This is a genomic window from Vibrio sp. IB15, from assembly GCF_016406055.1.
GTDB classification, from domain to species: Bacteria; Pseudomonadota; Gammaproteobacteria; order Enterobacterales; family Vibrionaceae; genus Vibrio; species Vibrio chagasii.
The window spans coordinates 1-17030 of the sequence record NZ_JAEFCE010000022.1; the positions used below are offsets into that span (position 1 = coordinate 1).

The 17030-nt window shown below is 42.7% G+C and carries 18 protein-coding genes and 1 pseudogene; 15 read left to right on the top strand and 4 right to left on the bottom strand.

The window, feature by feature from the left end; all coding sequences use genetic code 11:
* The 12 genes and pseudogenes from JC606_RS10330 to JC606_RS10385 all read left to right on the top strand — a co-directional run.
* Positions 1 to 230, top strand: a pseudogene (locus JC606_RS10330) (IS5/IS1182 family transposase); the annotation flags it as partial.
* A gap of 67 nt (positions 231 to 297) precedes the next feature.
* Complete coding sequence (locus JC606_RS10335) at positions 298 to 684, top strand: NUDIX hydrolase (RefSeq protein ID WP_137408546.1); 387 nt, start codon at positions 298 to 300, stop codon at positions 682 to 684.
* A 209-nt stretch (positions 685 to 893) separates the two neighbouring features.
* Positions 894 to 1658 carry a 3-methyl-2-oxobutanoate hydroxymethyltransferase gene (panB, locus tag JC606_RS10340; RefSeq protein WP_198778541.1) on the top strand — a complete coding sequence of 255 codons (765 nt, stop codon included), beginning with the start codon at positions 894 to 896 and terminating at the stop codon, positions 1656 to 1658.
* 141 nt (positions 1659 to 1799) lie between these two features.
* Positions 1800 to 2696, top strand: coding sequence for a hypothetical protein (locus tag JC606_RS10345; RefSeq protein WP_137408548.1), 897 nt, complete (start codon positions 1800 to 1802; stop codon positions 2694 to 2696).
* A gap of 50 nt (positions 2697 to 2746) precedes the next feature.
* On the top strand, positions 2747 to 3622 hold the full coding sequence (locus JC606_RS10350) for an MBL fold metallo-hydrolase (protein ID WP_137408549.1): 876 nt from the start codon (positions 2747 to 2749) through the stop codon (positions 3620 to 3622).
* Between the two features lie 132 nt (positions 3623 to 3754).
* Positions 3755 to 4591, top strand: a complete 837-nt coding sequence (locus JC606_RS10355; RefSeq protein ID WP_198778542.1) for a DUF3626 domain-containing protein — start codon at positions 3755 to 3757, stop codon at positions 4589 to 4591.
* A 104-nt stretch (positions 4592 to 4695) separates the two neighbouring features.
* Positions 4696 to 5196, top strand: coding sequence for an opioid growth factor receptor-related protein (locus tag JC606_RS10360; protein ID WP_137408551.1), 501 nt, complete (start codon positions 4696 to 4698; stop codon positions 5194 to 5196).
* Between the two features lie 195 nt (positions 5197 to 5391).
* Complete coding sequence (locus JC606_RS10365; RefSeq protein WP_137408552.1) at positions 5392 to 5829, top strand: hypothetical protein; 438 nt, start codon at positions 5392 to 5394, stop codon at positions 5827 to 5829.
* 38 nt (positions 5830 to 5867) lie between these two features.
* Positions 5868 to 6386, top strand: coding sequence for a GNAT family N-acetyltransferase (locus tag JC606_RS10370; protein ID WP_137408553.1), 519 nt, complete (start codon positions 5868 to 5870; stop codon positions 6384 to 6386).
* A gap of 72 nt (positions 6387 to 6458) precedes the next feature.
* Positions 6459 to 6890, top strand: coding sequence for a GNAT family N-acetyltransferase (locus JC606_RS10375; protein ID WP_116871968.1), 432 nt, complete (start codon positions 6459 to 6461; stop codon positions 6888 to 6890).
* 10 nt (positions 6891 to 6900) lie between these two features.
* The gene (locus tag JC606_RS10380) at positions 6901 to 7272 is read left to right on the top strand and encodes a RidA family protein (protein ID WP_198778543.1); all 372 of its coding nucleotides are present in this window, start codon (positions 6901 to 6903) and stop codon (positions 7270 to 7272) included.
* A 231-nt stretch (positions 7273 to 7503) separates the two neighbouring features.
* Entirely contained in the window at positions 7504 to 7986 is a 483-nt protein-coding gene (locus JC606_RS10385) for a tetratricopeptide repeat protein (protein WP_198778544.1), read from the top strand.
* Positions 7987 to 8084: 98 nt separating this feature from the next.
* Here JC606_RS10385 and JC606_RS10390 read toward each other — a convergent pair whose 3' ends face one another.
* Positions 8085 to 9113 carry a methionine synthase gene (locus tag JC606_RS10390; RefSeq protein ID WP_114633623.1) on the bottom strand — a complete coding sequence of 343 codons (1029 nt, stop codon included), beginning with the start codon at positions 9111 to 9113 and terminating at the stop codon, positions 8085 to 8087.
* A gap of 69 nt (positions 9114 to 9182) precedes the next feature.
* Positions 9183 to 10160, bottom strand: coding sequence for a DUF1852 domain-containing protein (locus JC606_RS10395; protein WP_198778545.1), 978 nt, complete (start codon positions 10158 to 10160; stop codon positions 9183 to 9185).
* Positions 10161 to 10478: 318 nt separating this feature from the next.
* Between JC606_RS10395 and JC606_RS10400 the strand changes: the two genes are divergently transcribed.
* Complete coding sequence (locus JC606_RS10400; RefSeq protein WP_137408558.1) at positions 10479 to 11288, top strand: sulfite exporter TauE/SafE family protein; 810 nt, start codon at positions 10479 to 10481, stop codon at positions 11286 to 11288.
* Between the two features lie 225 nt (positions 11289 to 11513).
* Positions 11514 to 12515 carry a metal-dependent hydrolase gene (locus tag JC606_RS10405; RefSeq protein ID WP_198778546.1) on the top strand — a complete coding sequence of 334 codons (1002 nt, stop codon included), beginning with the start codon at positions 11514 to 11516 and terminating at the stop codon, positions 12513 to 12515.
* Between the two features lie 122 nt (positions 12516 to 12637).
* Here the strand turns inward: JC606_RS10405 and JC606_RS10410 are convergent, their stop codons facing one another.
* A complete protein-coding gene (locus JC606_RS10410; RefSeq protein WP_198778547.1) occupies positions 12638 to 14110 on the bottom strand; it encodes a carboxypeptidase M32 in 1473 nt (490 codons plus the stop codon).
* Between the two features lie 294 nt (positions 14111 to 14404).
* Here JC606_RS10410 and JC606_RS10415 point away from each other — a divergent pair, with 294 nt between their 5' ends.
* Positions 14405 to 15040 (top strand): LysE family translocator, encoded by a 636-nt coding sequence (locus JC606_RS10415; RefSeq protein ID WP_137408561.1) that lies wholly within the window; start codon positions 14405 to 14407, stop codon positions 15038 to 15040.
* Between the two features lie 117 nt (positions 15041 to 15157).
* Here JC606_RS10415 and JC606_RS10420 read toward each other — a convergent pair whose 3' ends face one another.
* Positions 15158 to 16639 (bottom strand): aerolysin family beta-barrel pore-forming toxin, encoded by a 1482-nt coding sequence (locus JC606_RS10420; protein WP_137408562.1) that lies wholly within the window; start codon positions 16637 to 16639, stop codon positions 15158 to 15160.
* Positions 16640 to 17030: the final 391 nt, after the last annotated feature.

Consider the following 17030-nt stretch of genomic DNA (forward strand, 5'->3'; position numbering starts at 1 on the left):
TCGCCGTGGGTTGCCAGAAGCTATACGGTTCAAATAAGTATTGGAAAGAGCGGTATGGATACCACAGACGTTCATTGTCAGAAACAGCGATGTATCGAGTTAAACAGTTGCTAGGAGGCCGATTGAGCTTAAGAAATTACAATGCACAGGTGGGGGAAACTTACGCGATGATAAAAGCGTTGAACAAGCTTACTGGGTTAGGTATGCCTGAAACTTGTCGTATTGACTAAAAAGCATGCGAAACAGGGTGGCTCTGTCTCTAAACTGAATTACGCAACAAAGCCAAGGAAAGCTCACATGAAAAACATAGCTATGGCGGTGGTTGTAAGAGAAGGGAAAGTCTTAATCCAAAAGCGTTTTAGACATCGCCAAGGAATTGTTTTTGAGTTCCCTGGAGGTTCAGTTGATCCCGGAGAGTCGGGGCGCGAAGCCGCAATTAGAGAGTTGTGGGAAGAAACGGGTCTTAAAGATTTAAAACTCCTCGGCACTCATCAAGGGCAGAACAACTTCGGTGGTGAGATTCATTACTTCGTTTTGCGCGCGGATCTAAATCATGAACCGAAAATGGTCGACGCAGAAAGACAGCAAACTTTCTATTGGCTAGAACCCTCAGCGATACCTCTTGGTGATTTTTTTCGCGCAGATATCGAGTTTATAGAGAAGCATTTGAGCCACTACACATAGTTTGAGGTTGGGTTACGGATTTATAGACGAAAACTTAATTCCTCTTAATCATTACTCTTCGTGAGTTTAACGCCCACTAACTCAGCGCATTTTCTGAATTTAACCTAATTTGTGGGCGTTTAATCAACACCACATTTTCTCTTCCATAGCTCAATTAAAACTAATAGTATCAGTGCTTTAATAACGCATGATTTTATGAGAGCAAGAACATGAAACACACTCCAAGTTCTTTTATGGAAATGAAAGGGAAACAACGTATTCCGATGTTGACCGCTTATACATTCCCTGTGGCTGCAAGTATCGAATCTGCTGGGATACCTATTATTCTCGTTGGTGACACGGTCGGCATGGTTGAAATGGGCTTCAGTAGTACGAGAGATGTGACCATTGAGCACATGGAATATCATGTAGGGGCGGTGCGTCGAGGTGATCCAAATACTCACATTATTGGCGACCTCCCATACTTAACCGATCGTTCTCCTGAAGTTGCGTTAGTTAATGCTAAAAGGCTGATGCAGGCTGGTGCCGACAGCATAAAGCTGGAAGGGGCAAAACTCGATGTTATTGCTCACCTTGTCGCAAACAATATCCCAGTTGTTGGCCACACGGGGTTAACACCGCAAACGGCAACAAACTTCAAGAAAGTAGGGCAATCTGCTGAAGATGCTCAAACCGTAAGCGAAGAAGCAAAAGCGATTCAAGAAGCGGGTGCGTTTATGTTGGTGCTTGAGCACATACCTTCTTCACTTGGCGAATCGATTACTCAAGAGATTAGCATCCCTACGATTGGAATTGGCGCGGGTGCCTATTGTGATGGTCAGGTATTAGTGATCAATGATGCGCTTGGGCTTGGTAACCGGTGGCCTCCATTTTCAAAACAGTACGCACATTGCAGCCAAACTATCTTTGACGCAGCAAATGAGTTTGCTACGGAAGTAAAAACTAACGTATTTCCAAACAACCTGAGCAAATAACCCCCTTAGTTAATGGCTTTAGGTTGAATCGTAATGCATGGCATTTTCCCGTGCATTACGATAAGCATATGATGTGTATTTGGACGTTCGGTGTTGAGCAATCTTGATTCTCTCACCAAACGTCACTTTCACGGAGGAAACATGACAAGCGACCAACTATTGGAAAAGGCACTTTATAGCAGTGCCAGCATCCATCAACCTCATTCTTTAAAAGCTTATTTGGCTGCGAATTATCTGAATGCTTATTTCGCTAAATCAGACAATGTCTGGCTTAAAACGAGTGAGTTGATAGACCAAACTGAGATTGAGGTTTTAGGCGAGTATTCTGCAACGGTGCTGGCGCCGAAGTTTACGGATTTTCGTATTCATAGGATATTGGAAAGTGGGGTATACCCAGCGGCGTATGTTGCTTTAATGCAGTGGCATGAGAATAAGGGCTTTCAAGATATCTTCTCGCATTACGTTTCGCAGGCTTCTCAAATAAGTGAATATCTTTCCCACAATGTGACCATCTTATTAGCGCTGAATCGTGTTTACCGTGAGTTAGAGCCGTCTCAGATTCCAGCATTCCTTAACCGCTTTACTGAATTTGTCACATCGACCCGCTCTGGTGGCGATCGAAGCACTGACACAAGCGAAGTCGTAGAGCTCGACAAGGTATTACAAGCATGCCTCAAACAGTTTGGTTTCTTTGGGCACAACCTAATTACGCTTACATGGATATTGCGTTGCAAAGAAGAACTGTCGAAAGAGCAATATGACTCGATGCTTTCTAATCTTTATCGACAGGCCAAGAGCCCATTGGAAGATCCAGACGATGAGCTTGATCAAGCTATCTTGGCACAGTGTCAAAGTTCAGATAGCTCCGATGAGTTCTATGACAATGTCCACCGATTGGTTTTCGGGTATACGTCGAATCTACATCAAATAACGTTAGCGGATGCATTGTGTTTTCTTCACGAACAATTCCCTGCACATACTGCTGAGCTAAAATGTGTCGCAGAGTATCAGTGTCGTTTATTAGAAAGGTTAATTTAATTAAGGTGTTGCAGCTAAAATTATGCAACGTCAGCAATCTAGGAGGGGACATGAAAAAGCTATTTATTGGCTTATTTTTACTGGTTTCGACGAGTGTAATAGCATCTGAAAACGTTCCGGAAATGTCGATTAAAAATGGCTATGTTGAACCTTTCCAAATGTTCGATAATGTTTATTACGTTGGTGATAGGTGGGTGTCGTCTTATGCGGTAAAGACTTCAAAGGGATTAGTTCTGATTGATACACTCGATTTCCCTTATTCGCTATGGATACCAATTAATTTAGAAAAGCTTGGATTACAAGATAAGGCAATCACGCATATTTTGGTCACTCACGGCCATTCTGATCATGCTGGTGGAGCGCAATATCTTCAGTCTGAATATGGCTCAAAAGTTGTGATGACGCAGAAGGGCTACGAATTAGCCATTGCTCAAGCCAATAAAAGCAGCGGTAAGAATACCTTTTTGCCTCCCCAAGTAGAGTTATTTGTGCAAGACAGTAGCAGCCTTAGCGTTGGTGAAGACGAGTTTAAGTTTTACCTTACACCCGGCCACACGGAAGGGGACTATTCAATAGATCTTATGGTGAAGGACAAGGGTATATCGTATCGCGCATTTGTTGTTGGCGGACACAGTATAAATACACGAGATCCAAAGCTAGCGAAGCAGTTCTTCGAGAGCATGGACAGAGTCCGAGAGATCGCTTTGCAGCCGCCTGTAGTGAGTGTGAATTTGTCTAACCATCCACATAAGAATCATTTATTCGCTAATCGTGAGAAACGAAATGTCGATGATTCGAATAACCCGTTCATTAGCGAGAGCAACTTCTTTAGCTTCATAGAGCAGCAAGAGGCTTTAGCGAAAGAGAAGCTTAGCCAAGCGGAATTTCGGGTTAGCTCGGAAGCTTCATCCCCTGAGGCGCAGTAGGTCATTTGCCGCTGTCTGCATATCTTGTCTAAGTTGAACTTTGTGTTCATATCTTAATAGGTTAAGTTTATTGTCTGTGTCGTACTATTTGTTTAGTCGGCGCAGTATTCTTTCTCGAAAACAGGAGATTTCATGGCTGACAACGCAGTAGAGCAAGCAATCGAAAACATCCGATTGAAATCACAAGGTACGGATTGTTTAACGAGTTGCTCGGTGACGATCAACTTCCACTCCGATCGTTATACGTCTGACAATAAACCTTTGCTCGAAGTAATTGCTGACGATGGGTGTTTGAAGTCTCAATTTGAAACAGGTACCAGTAACGGTGGTATGACGGCTTATCCCGGTGGTGACCGTTGGTTATGGGAAAAACGTGTATTTGACGGTGCTTACGACAGTGCTCCCGATGCGCTTAGGCCTAAATATGGTGCATTGAACTACAGAAACTACGAAACAGGTGCGTCACCTCGTTTTGGATCCTGTTACTTCCAACTGAAAGCGGAGACCTTGGAACGAACCACGTTTTGCTATCCCGACAGTTTCTTTGAGCCAGAGGACTTCGCCGTTTCTAGGCGTGTGCAGGCATTAGTTGATAAAGCATTGTCATCCGATGTTGATTTACTTGATGATTATATCGAGGCACATGTTCATGGGGTTATCTCTCTGAAAGACGATATTGAATGTCTTGTATTAGACCCTATTTACCGCTCGACGATTATTGAAGAACGCGCGGTGAAATTGGGCGTTCCGATAAAGTGGCACAATGGCTACGAATTAAGCCTAGAAGAGATGAGTCGCTACCCAGATTATCGCGGCCAGTCGTTTATAGAACTCGCAAAAAAGTTAGCGGTAAACGGCAAGATCAATGCGAAAATACTGGGGCTAGCCGTGACAGAGCAAGGTTATGACCAACAAGACGTAAAGAAGGTTTGGCATTACTTGGCTCGGTTTGGTTATAAATCAGAATAAGCTTCTCTAATAGCAAGAGTAGATTGAATTGGGAGGTTGTTAATCGTACCTCCCAGTATTTAGCGGAAACCCGCAAGCAAAAACTATAGTCGGTAGGATTTTAAATGAGTGAGATTGCTCGCTTTATCTCTGGAGAAGTGCCAGACAAAATTGGTCGTAATATTGAACAGTTGTTAGCTTACAATCACTTCTGGTTGGAACACGACCATAAGTACATTCAAGTGTTTTTCCCAATAGATGAAGGGACCAAGTTCAATCAACATGCACCGTTTGTTACTCAAGAAGATAGGAGTATCTTTGCTAATTCAGAAGAGCTTCGCACTGCTCATCTACAAGTGCTTGACCTGATGCTTGAGTTTTGGGGAATGCAGCGAGATGGAAGTGAGATATCGTCATTATTGCCACTTAGCGCTGCCAACCATGTATGGTTGAAGAATCACGACCATAACCAACTTCGACTAACGCGAGCCATTCGCAGTTTATACTTGTTAGGCAATGAAGAGGTTGCAACCAACTTATGTGACTTCTTGATCGCAGCGGCCAATGAAACGGGTTCTGTCTCTGATAAAACGGTGCAATATTGGCGGAATGCCTTGGAAGGTTAGTTTTTCTGTCCAGAGCTTTCGGTACTGCACATAATTGATTCCCAATGCGTGGCAATTTCGTGCGATGCCGCTGTCTCTATATTCAACATTGGAATGCAATTTGTGGTATACATCAAAGTTGATATTATCTCGGTTAACTTATTATTTTTCATTATGTTAGGGTGCTTCTAGTTTTTGTAAGAAGGCGGCTAGATTATGAAAAAGGGATTTGTCATCGCTGTATCAATTGGCTTTGTTGTCTTCTTCCTCGTTGGCCGCGAACTTCAATGGTTCGGGTCCAGTAATTCTGAGTCATTTCCTAAACTGCCGAATAGCCCTCAATTTGTACCATCTACTGACTTTGACGGTGAGTGGCTAGGTCGCCGTGTTAACACCACTGGCAATAATATGTGTGAGCGAACAACCATCACAGGAAACATTCGTGAAGGTAAAGCCACTTTGAGGCTTACCTACAGCGGAACAGCATTAGAGGGTTGGGTTTCAGAAAGCGGTGAATTACGGTTATATGCCAAACATCGCCAATGGGACTATCGCTTTTCAGCAACAGGCAGCGGCATGCGGTTTGATGGTCGTTGGTATTTAACCAATGGCCCGTGCCAAGGGACTTGGTTTATAGAAAAGGTCGATGCTTAGTCCTAATCGCGAATCAGTGAGAACCGAAAGGGTATTAAATGAAAATTAGAACTGCAGAGTTGTCCGATATAGCCGCAATTACTTGCATCTTCAATTTCTATATTGAGAACACTAACGCGCGCTTTGAAGAAGAGAGGTTTTCGTTGGAAAATCGACAGCAATGGTTCTCTCAATTCTCGAGTGATAGTAAATATCAACTTTATGTCGCAACCGAAAACGACTCGCTACTTGGTTTCGCATGCTCTCAACCGTACAGAGCAACATCCGCATTTGAAGATACAGCCGAAGTCACAATTTATTTAGCTGAAGATGCAAAAGGTAAAGGGATAGGCTCTAAGTTGTATTCTCAGCTCTTCGCATCAATCATTGATTTCGGTGTTCATCGCGTTCTTTCCGGTGTGGCATTACCCAATGAGGCATCGATCGCACTACATAAGCATTTTGGTTTTCGAGAAGTTGGTGTGTTCAATGAATATGCAAAGAAAAATGGCAAATACATCAGTTCAATGTGGTTGGAAAAGGCTTTAGATGCGGATATGTCCCTTAAATCCTCTTAACGTTTTTGATTCAATACTTATAACATTTTTTGATGCAGTATTAGGAAGCAACTTGAAAACAAAGGACACAATATGGAAGTAAAGTTGGTCAAAGGTTCAGACCCTAAGTTCGCTGAATCGATCACCAAAACGAATATGGCGCCTTACTACGATACGCGCGGGATCGTTTGGGGTCATGAGCAGTTTTTACGCAGTTGGGACGAGTTAGATAACTATGAAGTTTATGTAGGTGATATGCGTATTGGTGTTGTCCGCTTTAGTTATACCAGTGACATCACGTTCCTTCGAGATTTACAGATATTAGCCGAATACCAAGGTAAAGGTTTTGGCTCTAAGTGTTTGGATTTAGTGATTGCACATGCGAGCAGTCAGGCATCGAATCAGTTAGTGCTGCGTGTATTCAGTGAGAACCCTGCGATTAAGCTTTACCAATCAAAAGGTTTTACAAAAATTTCTGAAGTGAAGGGGCTTGTTGAAATGGAGCTGCAATTAACTGGACTATAAAGGAAACGAAATGGTTGAACGTATAAATTATCAAGGCTTGCCATCAATTGCTGGGCCTTATGTTCACGCGACAAAGCACAACGGTACGCTCTATGTCTCTGGTTTGACTGCTTACGGCACAAGTTCACAGGATCAAGGAATTGGTGAGCAGACGAACGAGATACTTAGTCAGATCAAGCAAATACTAGAGCATGAACAGCGAGCAGTCAGTGATCTTATTAAGCTGACGATCTTTATCTGTGATATGTCTGAACTAGGCAGTCTTCGAGAATTATTGTTCGACTTTTATGGAGAGTATCTTCCAGCTTGTACCCTAGTCGAGGTATCTAAATTGATTCACTCTGATTTAAGAATTGAGATTGAGGCGACAGTGGCCCTGTAATAACTAAAATATATAAAAGCGTCCATAACTTAAGAAGAGTCGAATCACTTTCGCGTGTCGAACTTGGTGTTGTTTTTTGGGTTAGGTTGTACGTAAACCAATATTTCAAACTCTGCTTGTGTGCTAGCATCGTTTACTTCGTGCACTAATCTGCTTATGCTGCCTAGGTAACTCATTAGGCTTAAATTAGAAGCGCGTGTATCCCAACCGCAGAGCTATCAGGTATTAAGAATGGAAACAACTATCTCACAAGCCATTGCGCTTCGAAAAGAACAGAAATATCAAGAGTCGCGAGACTTGTTGGCGACACTATTAAGTGATGAAAACTATGCAGCAAAGGCGCACTTGCAGATAGCTTGGTCTTACGACAACCAAAGTCAAGAACAGCAGGCGATTGAGCATTATGTTTTGTCTTTGCAAGGGAAGCTCTCTTCCGTAGAGCGCTTTGATGCGTTGTTTGGCTTAGCAAGCACTTACCGAAGCCTAGGTCAGTATACTGAGGCTTTAAGCCATTTCGAACAGACGATGGCTGAGTATCCAAATTCGATAGAAGTGAAGCCTTTCTACGCAATGTGTCTGTACAACTTAGGTCGACATAAAGAGGCGACGTCTCTGTTGCTTGAGTTGTTGGTTTCTACGACCAATAGTGAGGCGATTAAAGAGTACCAACGAGCGATCTCCTTATACGCTCAAGACTTGGATAAAACTTGGTAAGCGACTGCGAGTAACACGCTTCACTTAAAAGGAGAAAAGCCTAAGCATCAATGTGATACTTAGGCTTCAAAATTTAATTTTTGTATTCAGAACAGCCGTTACGCTGAAAGTTCTTTACGAACGATCTCTGCGCCAGCACTGAGTGCATTTAGCTTCGCTGAGGCAATTTCGCGAGGTAGAGGAGCCATGCCGCAGTTGGTGCAAGGGTAGAGCTTGTCTGCATCAACATACTTAAGTGTTTCTCTTAGAGTGCTAGCCACTTCTTCCGGTGTCTCAATAGAATCTGTAGCAACATCAATAGCGCCAACCATCACTTTCTTGCCTCGCACTAGTTCAAGCAGCTCAAGAGGTACATGAGAGTTGTGACACTCTAAAGAGATAATATCGATATTCGATTGCTGCAGCTTAGGAAATACCTCTTCGTACTGGCGCCACTCAGTGCCTAATGTCTTCTTCCAATCTGTGTTTGCTTTGATGCCGTAGCCATAGCAAATGTGTACTGCGGTTTCGCATTTAAGCCCTTCAATGGCCCTTTCTAAACAAGCGATACCCCAATCATTCACTTCATCAAAGAACACGTTAAAGGCGGGTTCATCGAACTGGATAATATCAACGCCTGCAGCTTCTAATTCTTTGGCTTCTTCGTTGAGGATCTTTGCGAATTCCCACGCCAGTTTTTCACGGCTTTGGTAATGTGCATCGTAAAGTGTATCTATCATGGTCATAGGACCAGGCAGAGCCCATTTGATCGGTTGGTCAGTTTGCTGACGTAAGAATTTCGCATCTTCAACAAACACGGATTTCTGACGAGAAACTGGGCCAACCACTGTCGGTACACTTGCATCGTATCGGTCGCGGATTTTAACGGTTTCACGCTTTTCAAAATCAACACCATTCAAGTGTTCAATGAAGGTCGTTACAAAGTGTTGGCGGGTTTGTTCGCCATCACTCACAATATCGATGCCTGCTTGCTGTTGTTCATGCAGAGACACACGCAGCGCATCTTGTTTGCCGTCTGTGAGTTCATCGCCTTCCAGTTTCCATGGAGACCAAAGTGTTTCTGGCTGTGCTAGCCAAGACGGCTTAGGCAAGCTGCCTGCTGTTGAAGTCGGTAATAGTGTTTTCATAATAATTCTGCCTGTCCTTAGATTCCAAAAGTGGAGCGTATGTTTCCTATTGCGCGTAAAATCGAACGATTACAGCGCGTAGTTGGCAGACCAGTTTTCTAGTACCGACTGATATGGCTTAATGAAGTTTTCTTCTGCGAACTTACCTTGTTCAACAGCTAGCTTGCTTCGTTCTTCACGGTCATACACGATTTGAGTCAGTGAGTGATCCAAGTTTTTCAAGTTTGGTTGGTAACAGTTACCTGCAACAGCATTCGCGTTGTAGATTTCAGGGCGGTAGATTTTCTGGAACGTACCCATGGTACTGATGGTGCTTATAAGCTCTAGGTTAGAGTAATCGTTCAGCAGATCACCAAAGAAATAGAAAGCCAGAGGAGCAACACTATTTGGCGGCATGAAATAACGAACCTGTAATCCCATCTTCTTGAAATATTGTTCAGTTAAAGAAGACTCGTTAGGTTGGTATTCAAAGCCTAATACAGGGTGTTGATTTTCAGTTCGGTAATAGGTTTTATTATCTGAAACACTCAAACAAATAACAGGTGGTTTCTTAAAGTTCTCTTTGTACGCTTGAGAGTTAACGAAATATTTAAACAGCTTGCCGTGCAAATCACCAAAACCGGCTGGAATACTGAATTTATCTTGGCCTTTATTGTGATCTAAAAGTAATACGCTGAAATCATAATCTCGAACATAAGAAGAGAAGTTATTTCCGATAATACCTTCAATGCGCTCATTCGTTTTGTGGTCCAGAATATTGGTTTTTAGCACTTCAATTGAAGGGAATGCTTCGCCGTTGCTTTCAATGTCCATATCAACAGAAATGATTTCAAGCTCAACAGAGTAGCGGTCGCCCTTAGGGTTGTCCCAATGTGCTAGAGCATTGAAGCTGTTATCAATCATCTGTAAAGCATTACGTAAGTTAGCTTGGCGGCTTTCACCTCTCGCCAAATTTGCGAAGTTGGTGGTGATACGCGTGCTGTCTGAAGGTGTGTAGTTTTCGTCGAGGCTGATGCTCTTAATCGTAAAATTAAATTCGTTATTCATACTGTTCTGACTTCCCAATTCGTTGTCTGACTTACTCTCGGTCTTTTATATCACTGCGTTATTTTTGCTTGTGACCGTATTAAGAGTGCTGGCTATATTCTTTAAATATGTCGCATTAAGTTAATCGCTTAATATTTTTATACTTGGAAGGTGGGAGGATTAACAATGGTAATACTTCACAATCAACATGAGGAATATTCATGATCTATCTGTTTGAAAATCAAAGCTGGTGTCAGTTATATTAATTATCTTGATGGAAATATAACCACATTAATAGTGTGTTATTTAAGACAATTAATTGAATAAGAGATGGATGAAATGAGTGAATTGCTGTTGTTGATTTTCTACTGTGCGTTATTAGGCAGTGGTGTTGGGTTTCTAGCCGGTTTGTTAGGCATTGGCGGAGGGCTGATCATTGTGCCGGTACTAAGCAGCATTTTACTGTATTTAGACGTTCTACCGTCCGACCAAGTGGTTGTTGCTGCAATTGCCACTTCGCTGGCTTCGATTCTATTTACTTCAACCTCTTCAGCGCTAGCTCACCATAAGAATGGAAATGTGCCTTGGAATATTGCGCCTTGGATCATGCTTGGTGTTGCTCTGGGCGCACTGATTAGTGGCTTTATGGCGGCTCTGTTGCCCGAGAAAGTTGTTCGTATTGTGTTTGCCGTGAGCGTGGTTCTTATTGCGATCAAGATGTTCTTAAGCAGCAAAAATGACGCACCTAAGGAACGAAAGCTACCGAATAAAGGTGTATTAACGGTTCTGACGACCATTACTGGCGGCTTGTCTGCAATGATAGGGATTGGTGGCGGTGCATTGCTGGTCCCGCTATTAACGTTCTTTTCGGTCGATATGAAAAAGGCGATTGGTTGTGCGTCGGCTTGTGGCATTGTGATCGCGTTGTTTGGCTCGATAGGTTACATCACTTCAGGCAGCAGCCACTTTGCGCTAACCGACGGTTTTGCTGGCTTTGTTTATCTGCCTGCGCTGCTGGGTATTGTGTGCACGTCTTGGTTCACCGCACCTTTAGGTGCAAAAGCAACAAACCATTTACCCGTTCCAACCATCAAGAAGATCTTCTCAGTACTGTTGGTTGTTATCGCGGCAAGTATGGTGGCTCGTTAATTGAAGATCGTTCAAGTATCAATATATAGAGCAAAACCGAATAAATTGATCAACCACCAATAATGAGAAAAGGGCAGTTTCATAACTGCTCTTTTTTTGTTTATCGGTCTATGCTTATACAGCTATGTACATGAGTATATTGATAAAATCGTTTGGTTATGACAATCCACTGCTATAGCTAAATGTACTTGTTCAGTTCAAGGGAATGCTAAAAGTGGGTGATTTATGGATCCGTTAACGCAGGGCGTGCTAGGTGCTTCTTTGTCACAATCGGCGAGTAGAAAACAACATTTGGTTGTTTCTGGGGTATTAGGTCTGCTCTCCGGGTTGGCACCAGATTTAGATGCATTGATTAAGTCTCAAAGTGACCCTTTGTTGGCTTTGGAATTTCATCGACAATTTACCCATTCACTCTTCTTTATTCCCATTGGCAGTTTGATCTGTGCCTTGGCTCTACATCATCTGATTGCAAAAAGATGTGGGCTTTCTTTTAAACAAAGTTGGCTGTTTTGTGCATTGGGATACGGTACTCATGCACTGCTAGACGCTTGTACCACTTATGGCACTCAACTGTTCTGGCCGTTCACCAACGAACGTTATGCTTGGAATACTATTTCGATTATCGACCCTGTCTATACCATTCCTATCTTAATATTGTTGGTGTTGGCGACATGGAAGCGAACACCTTGGTTAGCGCGTATTGCGTTTCTGTGGGCTTTGATTTATCCGACGTTAGGCATGATACAAAGGGATAGAGTAGAAGCGATAGGATGGCAATTAGCACAAGAACGCCAACATACTCCTATTCGGTTAGAAGCCAAGCCGAGCTTTGCGAATATCTTAGTGTGGAAAGTGGTGTACGAAACAGAATCTCGATACTACGTAGATGCTGTTCGAGTCGGCACCTCCGTTAAAACTTATCCTGGTGATTCGATCGTTAAACTGAATGTTAGTCGGGATTTCCCCTGGCTTGACCTCAATTCACAGCAAGCAAAAGACATTGAGCGTTTTCGCTGGTTTTCGAATGGCTTTGTATCACAAGACCCAAATGATGCGCTTCGGGTCATTGATGTTCGTTACTCGATCGTACCTAATCAACTAAAAGCCTTGTGGAGTATCAAGTTATCGAAGTCTGCAGACGCTGAAGAACACGTTTTGTATGAGACGCACAGGGATAATACACCAGTGTCGAGAGAGATCTTTTTCGATATGTTGAAAGGTAAGTAATGTAGGTAAAGCTCAGAATCTATAGGATATTATAGAGCCCACTTTACTATGAAAAGGCTGAGTCAGTAACTTGCTCAGCCTTTTCATTTATTGTTCTATACAGCCTTTGTTAATTGGATCGATTAAAGGTAACGACTTCTCAAATGATCTTTGAAGTATTGCGCATTCAAGGTTTCACCCGTTGCACCTTTTACCAAATCATTGGTAGTGAGTAGGCTGCCTTTACTCCAAATATTCGACTCTAACCAAGTGAAGATAGGGGATAGGTCGCCGCTTTCAATTACTGAGCTCACATCTACTGTTTTCTTCATTGAAGCCATGAACTGAGCCGCGTACATTGCACCTAATGTGTAAGATGGGAAGTAGCCGAATGCGCCATCTGTCCAGTGGATATCTTGCATACAGCCGTTGGTGAAGTTGCCTTCCGTACTCAAACCCAGGTAAGACTGCATCTTGCTGTTCCATAATTCAGGTACATCAGTGTGCTTGATTTTTCCATTGATCAGGTCACGTTCGATTTCGTAGCGTAAGATAACGTGTGCAGGGTAGGTTAGCTCATCAGCATCGACACGAATGAAGTCTTTCTTCACACGAGTGTAGATCTTCTGGAAGTTATCTTTCTCAAATTCAGAACCAGAGAATTGCTGTCCCGCTAGGTTTGCCAAGTGCCCAATGAACGGGTCGCTGCGGCCAACTTGCATCTCAAAGAACAGCGATTGAGATTCATGGATACCCATAGAACGAGCTTGACCTGCAGGCTGGCCTGCTAGATGTTTTGGTAAGCCTTGCTCATAACGCGCGTGTCCTGTTTCATGAACGATGCCCATTAAGCTTTGAACGAATTCGGCTTCATCGTAGCGAGTTGTGATACGGACATCTGAAGGCACACCACCACAGAATGGGTGAACACTTTCATCTAATCGGCCGTGATTGAAGTCAAATTGAAGTAACTTCATGACTTCTAAGCCTAGTGCTTTTTGCTTTTCAGCGGCATAAAAGCCGTTGGGAGCACTAAATTGCTCGCTTGATTGCTTTTCAATGACCTCATCAATGAGACCTGGAAGCCAAGTTTTAACATCCGCAAACAAGGTGTCTAATGATGCTGAGCTAGTACCTGGTTCGTAGATATCTAGCATTGCATCGTAAGGTGATAGGTTAGCTGCTTCTGCACGAATTTGAGCTTCTTCTCGAGATAACTCTACCACTTCACGCCAGTTTTTTTCGAAACCAACCCAGTCGTTGTTTCCACGTTGACTACGCCATGCATGCTCACATTTTGAACCCGCTAGCGACTTAGCTTCAACCAGTTTCTCAGGGAGTAGGTTAGCTTGCTGCCATTGACGTTTGATTTCACGAAGCGATGATTGTTGTTCATTATTCAGGCCTTCGTTTTCAGCGTCAGAGATCCAATCGGCCAGCTGTGGCTGAGTCATCAATCCATGAATATGAACTGAAAGTTCTGCCATCGCTTCGCTACGCGCTTGGTTACCACCAGATGGCATCATTGACGCTTGGTCCCAACCACAAATTGAAGCTAGATGTTGAAAACGTGAACATTTTTGAGAGTGTTCGACTAGTTTTTTGAATGCGCTCATTTGACTACTCTTAATTTGGTTTCGTTGAATGCCCTTAACACGGAAGATCGATAAGGTTCATTTCTCATGTGCTTTATTACGGCTTCGCTTTGACTAATGCTGTACTTCTCAGTCGAAGATATAGCAATAATAGTATCGAGCGATACGGTGGCTCGAATTTACTATTTTTTAACAAATTAAACTGTACCATTGTGCACAAATTCAGTGACTTGTATAGCTGGTGGTAATTGTTGCTTGCGAAATGTGTAGATAAGCGGTATTGATGATAGAACGCTGAACAAAGATGATAATGATATGGATATTTTGAACTTTGAGGCATTTCTGATTGCCATCACTATTTTAACGTTAACGCCTGGCTTGGATACAGCATTGGTGATTCGCAACACCAGTCGCTCTGGCTTAGCTGACGGCTGTATGACAAGCTTCGGTATCTGTGCTGGGTTATATGTACACGCCTTTTTCTCTGCAGTCGGCATTTTTGCGATTCTTGCTCAATCAGCAGAGCTATTTCAAGCTGTAAAAATGGTGGGTGCTGTTTACTTAATCTGGCTTGGTTTAAGTAGCTTACGTACATTGATGAAAAACGGTGGTGGGTTGAAAGTAGGCGAGCAAACTCAACAAGCCTACAGTGCCAAACGATCGCTAGGAGAAGGCTTTTTGTCTAACGTTTTAAATCCAAAGACCGCAGTCTTCTATTTGGCGTTTTTACCTCAATTTGTTAATCCTGAAGGCTCGCCGTTATTGCAGTCTATGCTGATGGCTTCGGTTCACTTTATCATCGCTATGCTTTGGCAATGCGGTTTAGCGGGGGCATTAAATTCAGCTAAAAATCTACTAAAGAACGCAAGCTTTATGAAGTGGATGGAAGGGGTAACCGGTATGGTATTGGTGGGGTTAGGCGTCAAACTTCTGATGGAAAAGCAGGCTTAGTTTCTGTCTCATTGTGAAAAAAATAAAGCCCTCGCTAGGTTCTTGTTACCAAATTAGCGTGGGCTTTGTCGTCATACACGGTAAGTGTCCTATTACCGTGTATATAGATTGACTGTATTAGTCATCTAAACGAATGTCTAACTCAGCACCTTCAAAGCCTAGATCACTCAGTTCATCGGCATCAAAGTTGGTCGTTACTTGAAGGGGTCCAAGGTCTGTAGTTGTCACTTTATCGCCTTCAATACTGCTTCGTGCGCTTAGAGTATCATCATCGATTGGAATAGGTTTACCGTAAACGATCTCACCAGAGTATGAAGAATCTGCAAAAAAATTACCAGATACGAAAGAGTGGAATGGACGTAAGCTAGCACCTGTTGCGTATTGCATGCTCCCCAGGCTCCAGTGTTGAATAGCCCAACTCCAGTCCCACCAATTTACTTCGCCCGGAATGTAGCGGTGATCCCACTGGTAAGGAATGTTAGCAGAGTTTTCGCTTGGTCGGCCCATTGTGAATGTGTGAGACTTGTATGGTCGGTCATGTGGGTGAGAGTGCCATGCATTATCATCAGTACGAAGGAAGCCATAGAATTCAACATCATAAGCAATATCAGCGTTGAATTGGTAAGGGTATGAGATAGATGAGCGCCACAGATCGATTTTAACTTGAACTTTGGAGTGAGGAGGAACAACTGGATGAGCTTGTTGCCATACTTCTACTGAAGAAGATCCACCATTCTGCTCACCGAAGCTTTGGTTCGCTTCAAGCTTGATATTGACTTTGGTCTCACCAACTAAAGGCCACTTGAACTGATTCTCAACGGAAACGCTTTCTGAAAAGCCGTAATCGTTTGTTTTTGACCAAGTTTGCGACTCCATTACTTTTAGGGTGACCGTATATGATTGCTCAGTATCGGTATTGTTTTCAACCGTTTGCCAAACGGTCTTTACGAGTTCCTTTTCTGACTCATTAACTTCACCGTGCGTGAAGTCCTCATCTGACATATTGAAGGCAAAGTTATCAACAATGATTTTTGTTTTTTCGTTACATCGGTAACCATCACAAGAACCGTTGTTGTTTCCTTCAATAACCCAATGGTCACCGACACGGCTTGTGATCATATCCTCGCCGACATATTGGCCGCTATTCCCGCCAACCCAAGCATAACCGAGGTAATGCGCTAAGTAACTTAGCGGACGGACAAACTCATCTTGAGCATGGGTTAAGCTATACTCAACATCAATTTCATCGCCTTCTTCTATGGCAACAGCGGAGTAGGATGGAATTTCTGATTGTTCGTTAATTGGGTAACAGAAGGTTATATTGTTCGGACCAGTCTGTTTAACCTCACCATGGTAACCCGGTCCCATAATAACCCAGTTGCCTTCCAAGCCAACAATATCCCATTTCCCCATTTGCTGCATAAGAAAGTCTCTGTGCTCTTGAGCTTCATAGTGATCTAAAGGGCGATAATCTGTGCGACAGACATCTTCACCTAAATTGTCACGCACGATTTGATCTGGGTATACTTTCGCGTTTACTCCGGTCGACAGTACAGACAACACTGCTGCTGCCAAGATACTTTTATTTTTACTAATCACAAACAATTCCCTCATTTTCATTTTTATATTGGTAACGCTTTTTATATCTTGCTGATGCAGGACCATTTCACTTTTCCATACTGATAGAAGTAACTATAGTAAAAATACTTGAATTTTCTTTTGAATTAAAATCAGTTATTTAAATTGATAATTATGTCTATTGATGAAAATTTGTGCAACGAATATGAATTTTGTTGGCTCACTTCAAAATGAATTTAGAAAAATGAAGATTTCTTAAGATTCGACTAACGTCAATGTGGATTTGAGGTTGAAAATGCTTCTTTGGTTTTCCGTGGATTACCAAGTAATTACTGTTGCTGGCAATGTCAGGCTGGGATGTGAGATGAGAATTAACGATAAGCTCTATTTAATCGATTATTATTTTCAAAAA